The sequence below is a fragment of the Pelagivirga sediminicola genome (assembly GCF_003072125.1).
In the GTDB taxonomy this organism is placed as follows: Bacteria; Pseudomonadota; Alphaproteobacteria; order Rhodobacterales; family Rhodobacteraceae; genus Roseovarius; species Roseovarius sediminicola.
In genome coordinates, this window is sequence record NZ_QCYH01000003.1 from 337736 (window position 1) to 354507 (window position 16772).

A 16772-nucleotide genomic window follows, 5' to 3' on the forward strand; every position below is an offset into this window, starting at 1 on the left:
CGCGGCCATTCCCCCGTTATTCAGGAAAGATCGCATTTTCAGGACGCATCCCGCCCATGGCAAACCCCAAATTCACCCCCGAAGAGGCGCTCGCCTTTCATCTTGAGCCGAGCCCCGGCAAGTTCGAAATTACCGCGACCGTGCCGATGACCACGCAGCGCGATCTCAGCCTTGCCTATTCGCCCGGCGTCGCGGTCCCGTGTCTTGCCATTCAGGACAACCCCGAGACGGCCTATGATTATACCAACAAGGGCAATCTGGTGGCCGTGATCTCGAACGGGACGGCGGTTCTGGGCCTTGGGAACCTCGGCGCGCTGGCCTCCAAGCCGGTGATGGAGGGCAAGGCGGTTCTGTTCAAGCGCTTTGCGGACGTCAATTCCATCGATATCGAGCTGGATACCGAGGATGCCGACGCGTTCTGCAACGCCGTTCGGCTGATGGGGCCTACCTTTGGCGGCATCAACCTTGAGGATATCAAGGCGCCGGAATGTTTCATCATCGAGCAGCGGCTGAAAGAGGAAATGGACATCCCCGTTTTCCACGACGATCAGCACGGCACCGCGGTCATCTGCGCTGCGGGGCTGATCAATGCGCTGCACCTGTCGGGCAAGAAGATCGAGGATGTGCGCATCGTGCTGAACGGTGCCGGCGCGGCGGGAATCGCGTGTCTCGAGCTGCTCAAGACGATGGGCGCGCGGCACGAGAACACCATGATGTGCGACACCAAGGGCGTGATCTATCAGGGCCGCACCGAGGGGATGAACCAGTGGAAATCGGCGCACGCCGTTGCGACGGACCGGCGCACGCTGGCCGACGCGATGGAGGGCGCGGACGTGTTTCTGGGCGTGTCGGCCAAGGGGGCGGTGACGCAGAACATGGTGGCCAGCATGGCGCGCGATCCCGTCATATTCGCCATGGCCAACCCCGATCCCGAAATCACCCCGGAGGAGGCGCATGCCGTGCGCGAGGATGCCATCGTCGCCACCGGGCGCAGCGATTATCCCAACCAGGTGAACAACGTCCTCGGATTTCCCTATCTTTTCCGGGGCGCGCTGGACGTTCATGCCCGCGCCATCAACGACGAGATGAAGATCGCCTGCGCCGAGGCGCTGGCCGCGCTGGCGCGGCAGGACGTGCCCGACGAGGTGAACATGGCCTACGGGCGCAAGCTGTATTTCGGGCGCGATTACATAATCCCGGCGCCCTTCGATCCGCGATTGATCCACATGATCCCCCCTGCCGTCGCCAAGGCGTGCATGGATACCGGCGCCGCGCGCCGCCCGATCGTGGACAGGGACGCCTACGAGGTCGCGCTGAAGGCGCGGATGGATCCCACGGCCAGCATCATGCGCTCGATCAATGCGCGGGCGCGGCATGCGCAGGCTCGCATGATCTTTGCCGAGGGTGACGATCTGCGCGTTTTGCGCGCCGCCGTGCAATATCAGCGCGCCGGCATGGGCAAGGCACTAGTCGTCGGCCGCGAGGCGGATGTCGAAGCCAAGCTGACCGCCGCCGGTATGGCCGACGCCGTGGCCGAGCTGGAGATCGTCAACGCCGCGAACACCCCGCATCTGGAGGAATACCGCAGCTTTCTGTACAATCGGTTGCAGCGCAAAGGCTTTGACCGGCACGATATCAATCGCCTTGCGACACGCGATCGGCATGTTTTTGCATCGCTCATGCTGGCGCATGGGCATGGGGACGGCCTGATCACGGGCGCGACGCGGAAATCGTCCTATGTGCTGGAATTGATCAACCATGTTTTTGACGCCGACGCCGAACATGGCGTCGCCGGGGTGACGGCCTTGATGCACAAGGGGCGCATCGTGCTGATCGCCGATACCTTGGTTCAAGAATGGCCGAACGAGCATGACCTGGCCGACATCGCCGAGCGCGCGGCAACAGTGGCGCGCAATCTGGGGCTGGAGCCGCGCGTCGCCTTCGTCAGTTTCTCGACCTTCGGGTATCCCAAATCCGAGCGCGCGGAAAAGATGCACCGCGCGCCCACCGTTCTTGAGGCGCGGGGTGTCGATTTCGAGTTTGAAGGCGAAATGACGGTGGATGTGGCGCTTAACCCCGCCGCGCAGGAAGGGTATCCGTTCCAGCGGCTGACCGGGCCCGCGAATATCCTGATCGTGCCGGCGCGGCACTCGGCGTCGATCTCGGTCAAGTTGCTTCAGGAGATGGCGGGGGCCACCGTGATCGGGCCGATCCTGTCGGGCCTGGATAAATCGGTCCAGATCTGCTCGTCCACCTCGACGGCGACGGACATCGTCAACATGGCGGTTCTGGCCGCGTGCAGGGTCGGCTGAAGGTTTCAACAGCGAAACCGGCCTCGCGTCAGGCCGGTTTTGCGCGCCGCGACAGTTGCACCGCAAGAATGCCGGCCATGATCACCGCAACGCCGATCAGGTCGGTCGTGTGCAGTTTCTCGTTCAGGATCAACGCCGCCGCCACGACCCCCAGAAAGGGGTTCAGAAAATGAAACGTCGCTGCGCGCGTTGCGCTGATCCGCTGCACCAGCTTGAACCACAGCAGTGTCGCCGCAAGGCCGGGGATCAGCGTGGTCCATGCGAAGGCCGCCAGCAGCTTCCAGTTCCAATCGATCACCAGCTGTTCGGTGCCAAGGACCGCCGCAACGGTCAGCGCGGCGCCACCGATCAGCATCTGCAGCCCGACGATCATCATGAAATTTCCGCCCGATGTGGCACCCCGGACGCTTAGCGTGGCAACGGTCAGCGCGACGGCGCCGATGATGCACAGCGTCAGCCCAAAGGGATCGACCCCGCCGGAAAACCGCGTGCCCATGATCAGCGCGACGCCGACAAATCCCGCCAGCAGCCCGGAAACGGCCAGCGGCGCCATCCGCTCGCCAAGGAAGATCCACGATGCCAGCGCAACCAGCAACGGCATCGTCGATGCGATGATGACGGCGAGAGAGGCCTCTATCGTCTGCATCGCGACAAAGTAGAGCCCCAGGTAAAGCGCATTCTGGCAGATCCCGAGGATGATGCAGGCCCGCAGCTGCGGCCGCGTCAGCCGCCAGGTCTGGCCCAGAAGCCGCGCGATCAGAACGCCCAGAAGGCCGGAAATGATGAAGCGCAGCGCAAGCGAGCTGATCGGCGGGGCATAGGTGACGATGATCCGCGCCGAGGTGAAGGCGCTCGACCACATGAGCGAAAACGCGACGCCCATGATGATACTGCGTAAATCCATGCCGCCCCTGCCGCTCCGGCGCCTGCGAAATGCAAAAGGGCCGCCCTGTGTGGCGACCCTTTCGGAAATTCATGCGTGATGCAAGATCAGCCGTTAACGCTGTCCTTCAGCGCTTTGGCGATTGTCATCTTGACCACCTTGTCCGCGTCTTTCTTGATCTGTTCGCCGGTGGCGGGGTTGCGGACCATCCGCTCGGGACGCTCGCGGCAATAGATCTTGCCGACGCCCGGCAGGGTCACGGCGCCGCCGCCGGATACTTCGCGCGTGATCACGTCGATGATCGCATCGAGTGCGGTTCCCGCAGTTTTCTTGTCGCTGCCCATTTCATCGGCCAGCGCGGCAACGAGTTGGGTCTTGGTCATTGGTTTTGCCATCAGGTGGTCTCCTTCTACTGCCCGCACACGGGCCTCGTGCAAGGTGTAACGCTATTTTGAAGGGTATTACAACGGATACCGCAGCAATCCAGTGTAAAATTGCGCAGAAAGACGCCTGTCAGAGAAATGCGGTTTCATCGAAAGCGCGCAATTTGCGGCTGTGAATGCGATCAAGCGGCATTTTTGACAGCGTCTCCATGGCCAGAATTCCGATCCGTAGATGCCGCGCGACCTGATCGTTATAGAATTCTGACGCCATTCCGGGCAGCTTCAGCTCGCCATGCAGGGGCTTGTCCGACACGCACAGAAGCGTCCCGTAAGGCACGCGAAAGCGAAATCCGTTCGCGGCAATCGTTGCGCTTTCCATGTCCAGCGCGATCGCACGGCTCTGGCTGAGGCGGTGGACTGGGCCGGAATGATCGCGCAGCTCCCAATTGCGGTTGTCAACGCTGGCAACGGTGCCCGTGCGCATGATGCGCTTCATCTCGAACCCCTCCAGTTGCGCGATCTTCTCGACTGATTGTTCCAGCGCGATCTGGATCTCGGCCAGTGCGGGGATCGGCACCCATGTGGGCAGATCAGCGTCCAGAACGCCATCCTCGCGCAGATAGGCATGGGCCAGCACATAATCGCCCAGCCGCTGCGAATTGCGCAATCCGGCGCAATGGCCGACCATGATCCAGGCATGCGGGCGCAGCACGGCGATGTGGTCTGTCGCGGTCTTGGCGTTGGACGGCCCAACGCCGATATTGACCAGCGTGATGCCCGATCCATCTGGTTTCTTCAGGTGGTAGGTGGGCATCTGGGGCAGTTTCAGCGGCATCTCCAGCGGCTCGTCCGCCTCGGTGATCTGCGCGTCGAATGTGGCGACAAAGCTGGAATAGCCGCTGCCGGGATCGGCCAGCGCGCGGCGGGCATATGCCTCGAACTCGGAGACGTAGAACTGGTAATTGGTGAAAAGGACGTGGTTTTGAAAATGCGCCGGCGATGTGGCGGTGTAGTGCGCCAGCCGGGCCAGCGAGTAATCCACCCGCTGCGCGGTAAAGGGCGCCAGCGGCGCCGCGCCATCCGCCGCGCGACCGGCAACGCCGTTGATCACGTCGTCATTCGTGGTGCCCAGATCGGGCACGTCGAACACGTCGCGCAGGGTAAAGCTGGCCGCGCCCTCGTGCGGGACGGTCATGCGCGCATCCTGGGCCACCGCAAAATGCACGGGCATGGCGGTGTCCGAGGCGCCGATCTGAATGGGAACGCCGTGGTTGTCGATCAAAAGCGCGATCTGCTGAACCAGGTAATTGCGGAAAAGATCCGGCCGCGTCACCGTCGTGGCGTGCGTGCCGGGGCCGGACACATGGCCGAAGGCAAGCCTGCTGTCGACCTGGGCGAAGCTGGAGGTCGTCAGCCTGATTTCGGGATAAAAGGCTCTGATCCGCTGTTCAGGGACTGGTCCGGCCATCGCGGCCACGAAGGCGTCGCGCAGGAAGTCGACGGAAATCCTGTACAGGTCGCACAGATGATCGACCGCCGCTTCAGCGTCGGAAAAGTTGCGCGCTGGCGGCATCTGCGGGGTCAGGATGGTATCGTCGCTGCCGGTCATGAAAAATCCCTTGTGACTATTTGGCGTGACGTTTGCATGGGCGCCGCCGGTTCACAAGCCGCGGCCAAGCCGTCCCTTGCCAACAGGATGGGCGCGTCGCATATCAATAGGATGACACGCACGCTTCTTTCCTTCGGGCACGGATATTGCGCACGCGCGCTGACCCCGCTTCTGGCCGAGCAGGGAGGCTGGCGCGTGATCGGCACGACCCGCAGCGCGGACAAGGCCGAAGAGTTGGAGCGCGAAGGCGTTCAGCCGCTGATCTGGCCGGGTGCCGACATGCGCCCGGCGCTTGCGGAGGCCACGCATCTGCTGATCTCGGCGGGGCCCGGCGAGGGCGGTGATCCGGTCCTGGCGGCCTTGGCCGATGATATCCGGCGTATCGCGCCCAATCTGGAATGGGCCGGATATCTGTCCACGACGGGCGTATACGGCGATCACGACGGCGGCTGGGTGGACGAGACAACGCCGCTCGCACCAAGCACGCAGCGCGGCCGCCTGCGGCAGCAGGCCGAGGCGGACTGGCAGGCGATCCCCGATCTGCCGCTGCATATCTTTCGTCTTGCAGGCATCTATGGTCCCGGACGTGGTCCCTTTGCCAAGGTGCGCGCAGGGACCGCGCGCCGTATCATCAAGCCGGGGCAGGTGTTTAGCCGTATCCATGTGGACGATATCGCGCAGGTTCTGGCCGCCTCGATCGACCGGCCTGATCCCGGTGCCGTCTACAACCTGTGCGACGACGATCCGGCGCCGCCGCAGGATGTGATCGGATACGTGGCGCAGCTTCTGGGGCTGCCCATGCCCGAGACGGTCCGCTTTGAGGATGCCGAAATGTCGCCGATGGCGCGCAGTTTCTATGCCGAGTCGAAACGTGTCAGAAACGACCGTATCAAGGCCGATCTGGGCATTGATCTGCTGTATCCATCCTATCGCGAGGGCCTGACGGCGATGGCGCGGGGCGCGTAAGCGCTCACAATGACCAGCAATCGGGCGGCGAAAATCCTGCCTCCTCGACATCGCGGCGCACGCGGCGGAGCAGGTTCGCCACGTCGCGCGGCACTTCGTCCGCATCGGGCGGGGGCGGGTGGCGCTCCGCCATCGGCGGGGGCTCCAGGTCAGGGTCGGGGGCCAGGCCAAGGAACTGTTCGATCCGGCGCAGCATGAACAGTGGATCGTCGCCAATGTCCTCATGGAACACCACGCGCCACGCGCCCTCGGTCAGCCCGTCCTGCATCGCCGCCAAGGTGGCCCCGTAATCGCCAGCGCGCCGGATGTCCGGGCAGTCCAGAAACCGGCGCAGATCGGGCTGCGCGGCGCCCGCGTGGCGCGCAAGGCCATGGCGCCACAGCCGCGCCAGCGGATCGCACATGGTGAAGATGACGCGCAGCCTGTCGCACTGCGCCTCGATCCGGCGCCAGTCGGCCGCAGACAGGAATGCGGCGCTGTCTGAAAAATCGCAGCGATATGCATGATGGGAGGCGTCTGCGAAAAGACGCAGATACCATGCGTCATCGACCGGATCGCTTAAGTAATGCGTGGCCCAGCCGGGCGGGAGAGGGTCCGGCGCTGCCTGCAACCTGGCGGCGCGTGCCGCCCTGCCGGGTGCGCCGCCGCCCATGTGGCGATGGTGGAAATAATCCACATCCGCCATCGGGCAGACCGACATGGCCGGATGGCCCGTCAATGCGGACCGCAGCCAATCTGATCCCGCATGCGCCGCGCCAACGCCAAGGCAAAGATTTCCATATGTCGGGTCATGCGCCATGCATCGCCTCCTGCCCTACCTGATCACTCAGGGGATACGGCAGTTGGGTTAAGTAAAGATTGGCCCGCGGCAAATGAGCGGGCGCAGCGGCAAGCCTTGCAAATCGTGCCTTTGCCCTGCTTTAACCTTCCGGAACACATCTCCGGAGACTGACATGGTCGATATCGCTGCCCGCGTGCATAACCATAAATGGAAAATCGACCCGATCGTTCGTTCTCTGATCGATACCGATTTTTATAAACTGCTCATGTGCCAATCGGTTTTCCGGAACCGGCCCGACACGCGGGTGACCTTCAGCCTGATCAACCGGTCCAAGCACATTCCGCTTGCCGATCTGGTGGATGAGGGCGAGCTGCGCGAACAGCTCGATCACATCCGGTCGCTTTCGCTTTCGCGCGGGGAAAGCACGTGGATGCGCGGCAACATGTTTTACGGCAAGCGGCAGATGTTCAATCCGGCCTTCATGGACTGGTTCGACAAGCTGCGCCTGCCGGCCTACCACCTTGAGCGGGTCGGCGATCAGTACGAGCTGACCTTCGAGGGGTCCTGGCCCGAAGTCATGCTGTGGGAAATCCCGGCGCTGGCTGTCATAATGGAACTGCGCAGCCGCTCTGTCCTGCACAAGATGGAGAAGTTTGAGCTTCAGGTGCTTTATGCCCGCGCCATGACAAAGCTGTGGGAAAAGGTCGAGACACTGCGCGAGGTTCCCGGCGTGCGCATCGCCGATTTCGGAACGCGGCGGCGGCACAGCTTCCTGTGGCAGGACTGGTGCGTGCGCGCGATGCATGAGGGGCTGGGCGAGAAGTTTGTCGGCACCTCGAATTGCCTGATCGCCAAGAACCGCGATCTTGAGGCGATCGGCACCAATGCGCATGAACTGCCCATGGTTTACGCCGCCCTCGCCGACACGGACGAGGAACTGGCCCGCGCGCCCTATGACGTCCTGAGCGATTGGCACGAAGAGCATGAGGGCAATCTACGCATCATCCTGCCGGACACGTACGGCACCGAAGGGTTTTTGAAAAATGCGCCTGATTGGTTGACCCGCTGGACCGGAATCCGCGTCGATTCGGGCGATCCGGCGACCGGGGCCGAGATGGCGATCAAATGGTGGACGGACCGCGGCGAAGATCCGTCACAGAAGCTGATCATCTTCTCGGACGGATTGGACGAGACCAAGATCGCCGACCTTCATGCGCAGTTTTCGGGGCGCGTCCGGGTGTCCTTTGGCTGGGGCACCTACCTGACCAACGATTTTCGCGGGTTGGTGCCGAATGATGCACTCGCGCCGTTTTCATTGGTGTGCAAGCCCGTCTCGGCCAACGGGCGCCCGACAGTCAAGCTGTCGGACAACCCGAAAAAGGCGATGGGGCCGCAAGACGAGATCGCCCGCTACAAGCGCGTCTTCGGCGTAGGCGCGCAGGAGGAATTCGAGGTGCGCGTCTGATATCCGCCTCAAGAGGGATGCGTCAGGCGTCATTCATCCCAAGGCTGAAGTTTCTGCAACTGCTCTTCGGTCATTTTTGACACGTATTCCTTGCCGTTCCACTGAAGCGCTTCCAGCGGAACCGCGACATCCTCGTCCCCCAGATCCAGAAGGCCGCCCATGTCGATGACGAAAGCGGCGGGATTGCCGTCGGCATCGATCAGTATCTCGTCGATCTCGCCGATCTTTTCGCCATTCGCGTTAACCACGTTGGTGTCATCGACGCTTTGCAGATAGGTAGCGTCGCGGGTGTCTTTCGGTCCGGCGCTGCCGTCTTCGGCGTCCTGAGCGGCCAGGGGCAGGGCGGTCAGCGTGGCGGCGGCGATGATGAGGGGGCGTAGCATTGCGGTCTCCTTGTTTTCGGCGTCGATTGCAAAACGCCTGCCGCGCTGCCGGGTTCCTTGGCCGACGGGCGGCTTGCCGGGATTTTGCGGCACTGCCGCCTTTCACAACCTCGGCGGCGCCGCTACTGTAGCGCTTCGGCAGACAGGAGGGCGGCGCGCGTGACCGAGATCATTCTGGTAAGACATGGCCAGGCCAACAGCGGCGCCGCGAATGAGGCGAGCTATGACCGCCTTTCCGATCTGGGCCACCGGCAGGCCGAATGGCTGGGCGCGTGGCTGGCCATGACCGAGCCGCATTTCGACCGCGTGCTGACCGGCACCCTGACGCGCCAGCGCCAGACCGCCAGCGCCATGGGTTACGGCGCCACCGCCGAGGACGCCCGCCTGAACGAGCTGACCTATTTCAATCTGGCCCACGCCATGGAGATGCAGCACGGTATTCCCGCCCCCGATACCGCGCAGGAATTTGCACGCTATCTGCCCGATGTCATCTCGCACTGGGCCGAGGACCGGCTGGCGGGCGTGCCTGAAACCTTCGGCAGTTTTCGCGCGCGGATCCTTGCCCTGATGGATGAGGCCTGCGCCGCGCATGGCCGCACATTGATGGTCACATCGGGCGGTGTCATCGGGATGGTGATGCAGCATATTCTGGGGCTTGAGACGCGGGCGATGGCCGCGCTGATGCTGCGGATCCAGAACAGCTCGGTCCATCGCCTGCGCTTTGTTCACGGCACTTTGGTTCTGGACTCGTTCAACGCCACGCCGCACCTTGATGCGGCGGACCGTGCTCATGCACGCACCTTCATCTGACCGCCGGGGGCTATTTAATGGCACGACGTGACGCGCCCGGCATGCTGCGGGCCTGGAGTATCGCATGACACATATCTGGCTTCGCGCCGAGCAGCGCGACAACGAAGAGCGCACGCCGCTCACACCCGAAGGCGCCGCCGCGCTGATGGCCGCCGGGATGCGCGTAACAGTCGAGCAAAGCGCGCAGCGCGCCATCCCGATCGAAGGCTATCGCGCCGCCGGCTGCACCATCGCGCGGGCCGGGACATGGCCCGACGCGCCAAGGGATGCAATCATCCTGGGGCTCAAGGAATTGCCCGAGGACGGCACGCCCTTGCCGCACCGGCACATCATGTTCGGCCACGCCTTCAAGGGGCAGCATTCCGGCGAGGCGCTGCTTGCCCGTTTCGCGGCCGGGGGCGGCGCGCTCTACGATCTGGAATATCTGGTGGATGAGCAGGGGCGCCGCATCGCTGCCTTCGGCTATTGGGCCGGATATGTCGGCGCCGCCATCACGCTCAAGGCATGGGCGGCGCAGCAGGCCGGCGGCATCTGCCCTTCGGCCGGGACCTATCCGGGCAAGGATGCGCTTCTGGCGGATCTGGCGCAGGACCTTGGCGCGCATCGGCGGCCTTCGGTCATCATCATCGGCGCGCTGGGCCGTGTCGGCACCGGCGCGGCGGATCTTTGCACGGCCATGGGCCTGCCCCAGACGCAGTGGGATCAGGACGAGACCTCGGGCGGCGGCCCGTTCCCGGATATCCTCGCGCATGACATTTTCCTGAACTGCATTTTCGCGCGCCCCGGAACGCCCGTTTTCGTGCCAAGGGAGGCTCTTGCCGCAGACCGACGACTGACGGCGATCGGCGACATCGCCTGCGATCCGGGCAGCGATTACAACCCCGTCCCCATCTATGAGGCGGCGACGGATTGGAGCGCGCCGGTCCGCCGGGTCCATGCGGACCCCGCGATGGATGTCATGGCGATCGACAATCTGCCGTCCTTGCTTCCGTTGGAATCCTCGCTTGATTTCGCGGAGCAACTTCTTCCGGCGCTGCGGGCGCTCGACCGGATGGATGCGGGCCTGTGGGCCCGCGCGGGGGGTACCTTTCAAAGCGCCATGGCGCAGCGGCGCCTGTGACAGACCGGCAAAACGCCCGCGATATGCCCCACTATCGCCCTGCGGCCTTCACCTTTGTGCAAATACTCATGCAAGGCAAAAACGAAACCGACCGCCTGTTTTTCCACCCATCCGAGCCAACGTAACCCGCCATGCCCCGCAAGACCGAAAAACAGCCGCGCCGCCCCGATCCGCTGACACGTCTCGTGCGGCGGGGCCGCCGCTGGATGATATGGGCGGCGCTGGTCGCGATAAGCTGCGTGGCGCTTGCCTCCGTCGCGCATCGCGTCATTCCGCCCGGCCCGACCTATTACATGAAGCAGGAGGCCCGCCGCCTTGGCGCGGTGCGATATCAGTGGACCGCGATGGCGGACATCGCCCCCGTGATGGCCCGGTCCGCCGTGGCCGCCGAGGATGCCAATTTCTGCGTGCATTGGGGTTTTGACATGCAGGCCATCCGCCAGGTGCTGGAACGCGGGGCCGCGCGCGGCGCATCGACAATCAGCCAGCAGACGGTCAAGAACGTCTATCTGTGGCAGGGGCGATCCTGGCTGCGCAAGGCGCTGGAGGCGCTCATGACGCCGGTTGTCGAACTGGTCTGGCCCAAGCGGCGCATTGTCGAGATTTATCTGAATGTCGCGGAATTCGACGAAGGCGTCTTTGGCGTCGACGCGGCCGCGCGCCATTATTTCGGCGTGGCGCCCGCCGACCTGACGGCGCTTCAGGCCGCACGCCTTGCCGCCGTCCTGCCCGATCCCAAGGGGCGGTCGGCCAGCAAACCCACCGCCTGGCTGCGCAAAAGGACCGCGTCGATCATGGATGGTGCGGCCACGATCCGCCGCGACGGGCGCGCCCGGTGTTTCGAGGATTGAAAACCGCACGCTAAGCAGGCATGGAAGGGCATCACTCCAACTGAGGTCCGCCGCGCCATGGCCAAGCTCTACCATGTTCCTTTGTCGCCATTCTGCCGCAAGGTGCGACTCAGCCTTGCCGAGAAGAAAATCGAATGCGAGCTGATCGAAGAGCGATACTGGGAAGAGCACCCCGATTTCCATCGCCGCAACCCGGCCCGCAAGGTGCCGATCCTGCGCATTGATGGGCGCACCTTGCCGGAAAGCGCCGCGATCTGCGAATATCTGGAGGAAAAGTACCCCGAGCCGCCCCTGATGCCGCGCAGCGCCGAAGGCCGCTATGAGGTGCGCCGCCTTGTGTCGTGGTTTGACGACAAGTTTCACCACGAGGTCACGTCCAAGCTGCTTTATGAGCGAGTCAACAAGAAGATGATGGGCGCCGGCTTTCCCGACAGCGGCAATGTCAAATCCGGCGCCAAGGCGATCAAGTATCATCTGGACTACATGGCGTGGCTGCTGGACCATCGCCGGTGGCTGGCTGGCGACGTGATGACACTGGCAGACTTCGCCGCCGCCGCGCATCTGAGCTCGCTTGATTATATCTCCGACGTCGATTGGCATCGCAGCGACGTGGTCAAGGATTGGTATGCCAAGATCAAATCGCGTCCGGCGTTCCGCAGCATCCTGGCCGATCAGGTGCCCGGCTTCCTGCCGCCCAAGCATTATTCGGACCTGGATTTCTGAATGCAGGGCGGGACCGGGTATTTTTACCAAGAAAAGCCATGGACGCGCTAAAGCGGCAACTGGTGGATCAGGCCCATGCCGAGGGGTTTGATCTGGCGAGGATCTGTCGCCCATGGGACGTGCCCCAAGTACCTGACCGCCTGCAGACCTTCCTTGAAAAAGAGCGGCACGGCCAGATGCACTGGATGGCCGAGCGTAGCCATTGGCGCGCCGATCCGGCCGCTTTGTGGCCCGAGGCGCAGTCGGTCATCATGCTGGGCGAAAGCTATACGCCCGAACACGATCCGCTGGAGGTTCTGGGCCGCCGCAGCGAAGGCGCGATCAGTGTCTATGCGCAGAACAGAGACTATCACGACCTCGTCAAGAAGCGGCTGAAGCGGCTGGCGCGGTGGCTGATCGCGCAGACGTCACCCGATACCGAGGTGAAGGTTTTTGTCGATACGGCCCCGGTGCCGGAAAAGCCGCTGGGCGCCGCCGCGGGGCTGGGGTGGCAGGGCAAGCATACCAATCTGGTCAGCCGCGATCTGGGCAGCTGGTTCTTCATAGGCTCGATTTTTACCACTCTGACCTTGGAGGCGGACGCGGCAGAAACCGATCATTGCGGAAGCTGCCGCGCCTGTCTGGACGTGTGTCCGACCGGCGCCTTTCCGGCGCCCTATCAACTGGATGCGCGGCGCTGCATCTCTTACCTTACGATCGAACATTCCGGTCCCGTCGCGCCCGAACTGCGCGCCTTGATGGGCAACCGGATCTATGGCTGCGACGATTGTCTGGCGGTCTGTCCGTGGAACAAGTTTGCCAAGGAGGCGCGCGAGCTGCGGTATCGCGCGCGCGACGATCTTCTGGGCCCGCCTTTGGCGGAGCTGGCCGATCTGGATGACACATCCTTTCGCGCGATGTTTTCCGGCAGCCCCATAAAACGCATCGGTGTGCTGCGGTTCTTGCGCAATGTGCTCTACGCGATCGGCAATTCGGGCGATCCCGCGCTGCTGCCAGCGGCCGAGCGGCATTGCGATGCGCAGGATGCGACCGTGGCGGATGCCGCGCGCTGGGCCGTTATGCGGCTGAAGGGCGTCGAAAACGGCATGGATAGCGGGGCAGATCCGGCGTAACCCATACGCAGGCGTCAAGTTGGGGAAACGATATGGCGATCTTGTTGGGCGTTGATACGGGCGGAACATATACTGACGCGGTTCTGATCCGCGACGAGGCAGAGGTGATCGCCAGCGCCAAGGCGCTGACCACGCGGCACGATCTGGCCATCGGCATCGGCGAGGCGGTCGAGAATGTGCTGGCATCCAGCGGCATCAGCCCTGACCGGATCGCGCTGGCATCCCTGTCTACGACCCTTGCGACCAACGCGTTGGTCGAGGGGCAGGGCGGGCGCGTCGGGCTGATCTATATCGGATTTCGCGAGCAGGATCTGGACGGGCACGGCCTGCGCGCCGCGCTGGCCGGTGATCCGGCACTGATGCTGGCGGGCGGTCACGATCATGCCGGGTTTCCCGCGCGTCCGCTTGATACTGGCGCGTTGGAGCAATGGCTGGCGCAGGATCACGGGATTTCCGCCTATGCCGTCGCCGCGCAGTTCGCCACGCGTAATCCCGAGCACGAGTTGGAGACCGCGCGCATCATCGCGGAAATGACCGGCCGCCCGGTGTCATGCTCGCATCATCTGTCAGCAAAGCTGAACGGGCCGAAGCGAGCGTTGACGGCGCTGCTGAACGCGCGGCTTATCGGCATGATCACACGGCTCATCGGCCGTGCCGAGGAGAAATTGCACGATCTGGGCATCGCGGCGCCCCTGATGGTGGTGCGTGGGGACGGTGCGCTGATCAGCGCCAAGCAGGCTCAGGAACGCCCTATAGAGACGATTCTCAGCGGTCCTGCCGCGTCGATCGTCGGCGCGCGCTGGCTGACCGGGGCCGACACCGCGCTTGTCTCCGATATCGGGGGCACGACCACGGATGTCGCCGTTTTGCGCGGCGGCAAGCCGATGATCGACCCCGCCGGCGCACAGGTCGGCCCCTGGCGCACGATGGTCGAGGCAGTGGGCATGCGCACGACCGGCCTTGGCGGAGACAGCGCGGTGAGCGTTCAGGCCGATGGCCTGGCGGGCGGCGTGTTTCTGGGCCCGCGCCGCGTGTTGCCTGTTAGCCTGATTGCACATGAATCGCCTGACATCGTGCATCGCACGCTGGATGCGCAGCTGCGCAATACGGTCCCGGGCGAGCATGACGCGGAGTTCGTCCGGGCGGTTCCCGGCATCGACGGCGGAGGTCTTGCCGAACGCGATGCGGCGCTGCTGGACCGGATCGCGGGCGGCGGTGTGCAGCCTGTTGGCGCCGTTTTGCGCACGCGGCTGGAGGCGCAGGCGCTGCGCCGTCTGATTGGCCGCGGCTTGATACAGGTGTCGGGGGTGACGCCGTCGGACGCGAGCCATGTTTTGCGCGGCGCTGGCGCATGGGACACGGAAGCGGCAGAAAAGGCGCTGACGCTTTTGGCGCGCAAGCGAACCGGATCGGGCAACCAACTGGCGCAAAGCGCCGGGGCCATGGCGCAAATGGTTGTCGACCAGCTGACATTTCAAACCGTTCTGGTGATCCTTGAGACGGGTTTCGCCGAAGAAGCCGAACATTTCGGACTGCCGCCCGATCAGCTGGCCCGGCACATCCTGACGCGGCGCGGTCTGGACCGGCACCGGGGGCTGATGCGGCTCGATACCGGGCTGAACGTGCCTGTCGTGGGGCTGGGCGCGTCGGCCGGGACATATTATCCGGCTGTCGGCGAACGGTTGGGCTGCGAGATGATATTGCCTGAGCATGCGGGCGTGGCCAACGCGATCGGCGCGGTGGTGGGCCGGGTGACGATACGGCGCAGCGGCACGGTGACGTCGCCGGCCGAAGGGCTCTACCGCGTGCACCTGGAGACGGGGCCAGAGGATTACGGGGATGCCGAAACCGCGCTGACCGCATTACAGCAAGCGCTGGAAAGCGCGGCGTCGGCGGATGCGATCGCAGCGGGGGCCGAAGATCTTCAGATCACCGCGACGCGCGATCTGCGCACCGCGCAGGCCGAGGCGCGGCAGGTGTTTCTGGAAGGCGAGATCACGGTCGAGGCGTCGGGGCGGCCGCGTATTGCGCTGTGATGGCACTGTGATGAATACCCGCGCCGTCCGGGCTTTGGGCGATGCATTCAGATTGCTCATTTTGAATCGGCATGAAACGCTTTAGCTTGCCAGTCAGACACGACGCGATCCGAATTGACAGAAAGGACATGACCATGAGTGCCAAGAGTGATTTCGACGCAGATATCGGCGCCCGGCTGGACGGGCTGAAGGATGACGGGCTCTACAAGGTCGAGCGGGTGATAACCTCGCCGCAGGCCGGTCGGGTGTCACTCGCCAGCGGCGACGAGGTGATCAACCTGTGCGCCAACAACTACCTTGGCCTGGCCAACAACGACCAGATCATCGGCGCCGCGCATGATGCGCTGGACCGTTACGGGTTCGGCATGGCGTCCGTCCGCTTCATTTGCGGCACAGGCGAGGAGCACAAGGCGCTGGAGGCGCGTATTGCAGAGTTCTTGGGGATGGAGGACAGCATCCTTTATCCCAGCTGTTTTGACGCCAATACGGGCCTGTTCGAGACGATTCTCGGCCCCGAGGATGCGATCATCAGTGATGCGCTGAACCATGCCAGCATCATCGACGGCGTGCGCCTGTGCAAGGCGCAGCGGTATCGCTATGCCAACAGCGACATGGAGGATCTGGAGCGGTGCCTGAGGGAGGCAGAGGGCGCGCGGCATCGGCTGATCGCGACCGATGGCGTCTTCTCGATGGATGGCTACTATGCCAAGCTGGACCAGATTTGCGATCTGGCGGACAAGTATGACGCGCTGGTGATGGTCGACGATTGCCACGCCACCGGCTTTGTCGGGGCGACCGGCCGGGGCAGCCACGAGCATTGCGGCGTCATGGGCCGGGTCGATATCCTGACCGGCACACTGGGCAAGGCGCTGGGCGGCGCGTCGGGCGGCTATACCGCCGCGTCGGCCAAGGTGGTGGACTGGCTGCGCCAACGCTCGCGGCCATACCTGTTTTCCAACACGCTGGCGCCGGTGATCGCGTCGGCCTCGCTCAAGATGTTCGAGCTGGTCGAGGACGGGGGCGATCTGCGCGCGCAGCTTTGGGAGAACGCGGCGCATTTCCGTGATCGCATGACCGATCTTGGGTTCGAGCTGTTGCCGGGAGAGCATGCGATCATCCCCGTCATGCTGCGCGATCCCAAGCTGGCGCAGGACATGGCCGCGAAGCTGGGCGAACATGGGGTTTATGTCACCGCCTTCAGCTTCCCCGTCGTGCCGAAGGATCAGGACCGCATCCGCACGCAGATGAGTGCGGGACACACCCGCAAGATGCTGGACGAGGCGATTGCCGCGTTTGAAAAGGTCGGCCGCGAGCTGGGGGTGATCTGATGGAAAACCG

At 63.9% G+C, this 16772-nt stretch carries 15 protein-coding genes; 10 read left to right on the forward strand and 5 right to left on the reverse strand.

Features of this window, described 5'->3' with window-relative positions:
* The first annotated feature begins 56 nt into the window (after positions 1 to 56).
* Entirely contained in the window at positions 57 to 2312 is a 2256-nt protein-coding gene (locus DC366_RS07915) for an NADP-dependent malic enzyme (RefSeq protein WP_108691643.1), read from the forward strand.
* Positions 2313 to 2340: 28 nt separating this feature from the next.
* Here DC366_RS07915 and DC366_RS07920 read toward each other — a convergent pair whose 3' ends face one another.
* From DC366_RS07920 to DC366_RS07930, 3 genes are all read right to left on the reverse strand, one after another.
* Positions 2341 to 3216 carry a DMT family transporter gene (locus DC366_RS07920; protein WP_108691644.1) on the reverse strand — a complete coding sequence of 292 codons (876 nt, stop codon included), beginning with the start codon at positions 3214 to 3216 and terminating at the stop codon, positions 2341 to 2343.
* Between the two features lie 86 nt (positions 3217 to 3302).
* Positions 3303 to 3590: an HU family DNA-binding protein gene (locus tag DC366_RS07925; protein ID WP_108691645.1), complete on the reverse strand. Its 288-nt coding sequence runs from the start codon at positions 3588 to 3590 to the stop codon at positions 3303 to 3305.
* Between the two features lie 118 nt (positions 3591 to 3708).
* Positions 3709 to 5187: an AMP nucleosidase gene (locus tag DC366_RS07930; protein WP_108691646.1), complete on the reverse strand. Its 1479-nt coding sequence runs from the start codon at positions 5185 to 5187 to the stop codon at positions 3709 to 3711.
* Between the two features lie 111 nt (positions 5188 to 5298).
* Between DC366_RS07930 and DC366_RS07935 the strand changes: the two genes are divergently transcribed.
* On the forward strand, positions 5299 to 6153 hold the full coding sequence (locus DC366_RS07935; protein WP_108691737.1) for an SDR family oxidoreductase: 855 nt from the start codon (positions 5299 to 5301) through the stop codon (positions 6151 to 6153).
* Positions 6154 to 6157: 4 nt separating this feature from the next.
* Here DC366_RS07935 and DC366_RS07940 read toward each other — a convergent pair whose 3' ends face one another.
* A complete protein-coding gene (locus tag DC366_RS07940) occupies positions 6158 to 6952 on the reverse strand; it encodes a hypothetical protein (protein ID WP_108691647.1) in 795 nt (264 codons plus the stop codon).
* 154 nt (positions 6953 to 7106) lie between these two features.
* On the opposite strand from DC366_RS07940, the gene pncB reads away from it, so the two are divergent.
* Positions 7107 to 8399, forward strand: coding sequence for a nicotinate phosphoribosyltransferase (gene pncB, locus DC366_RS07945; RefSeq protein ID WP_108691648.1), 1293 nt, complete (start codon positions 7107 to 7109; stop codon positions 8397 to 8399).
* Positions 8400 to 8428: 29 nt separating this feature from the next.
* Here the strand turns inward: pncB and DC366_RS07950 are convergent, their stop codons facing one another.
* Positions 8429 to 8782: a PRC-barrel domain-containing protein gene (locus DC366_RS07950; RefSeq protein ID WP_133176180.1), complete on the reverse strand. Its 354-nt coding sequence runs from the start codon at positions 8780 to 8782 to the stop codon at positions 8429 to 8431.
* Positions 8783 to 8941: 159 nt separating this feature from the next.
* On the opposite strand from DC366_RS07950, the gene DC366_RS07955 reads away from it, so the two are divergent.
* From DC366_RS07955 to DC366_RS07985, 7 genes are all read left to right on the forward strand, one after another.
* Positions 8942 to 9592: a histidine phosphatase family protein gene (locus DC366_RS07955; protein WP_108691650.1), complete on the forward strand. Its 651-nt coding sequence runs from the start codon at positions 8942 to 8944 to the stop codon at positions 9590 to 9592.
* Between the two features lie 64 nt (positions 9593 to 9656).
* The gene (locus DC366_RS07960) at positions 9657 to 10712 is read left to right on the forward strand and encodes a saccharopine dehydrogenase (protein WP_108691651.1); all 1056 of its coding nucleotides are present in this window, start codon (positions 9657 to 9659) and stop codon (positions 10710 to 10712) included.
* Between the two features lie 131 nt (positions 10713 to 10843).
* A complete protein-coding gene (gene mtgA, locus DC366_RS07965; RefSeq protein WP_108691652.1) occupies positions 10844 to 11563 on the forward strand; it encodes a monofunctional biosynthetic peptidoglycan transglycosylase in 720 nt (239 codons plus the stop codon).
* 57 nt (positions 11564 to 11620) lie between these two features.
* Positions 11621 to 12286: an FtsZ-binding protein FzlA gene (gene fzlA / locus DC366_RS07970; protein ID WP_108691653.1), complete on the forward strand. Its 666-nt coding sequence runs from the start codon at positions 11621 to 11623 to the stop codon at positions 12284 to 12286.
* 38 nt (positions 12287 to 12324) lie between these two features.
* Positions 12325 to 13398, forward strand: a complete 1074-nt coding sequence (gene queG / locus DC366_RS07975; protein ID WP_108691654.1) for a tRNA epoxyqueuosine(34) reductase QueG — start codon at positions 12325 to 12327, stop codon at positions 13396 to 13398.
* Positions 13399 to 13430: 32 nt separating this feature from the next.
* A complete protein-coding gene (locus tag DC366_RS07980) occupies positions 13431 to 15434 on the forward strand; it encodes a hydantoinase/oxoprolinase N-terminal domain-containing protein (protein ID WP_108691655.1) in 2004 nt (667 codons plus the stop codon).
* 134 nt (positions 15435 to 15568) lie between these two features.
* The gene (locus tag DC366_RS07985; RefSeq protein ID WP_108691738.1) at positions 15569 to 16762 is read left to right on the forward strand and encodes a glycine C-acetyltransferase; all 1194 of its coding nucleotides are present in this window, start codon (positions 15569 to 15571) and stop codon (positions 16760 to 16762) included.
* The last annotated feature ends 10 nt before the right edge of the window (positions 16763 to 16772 follow it).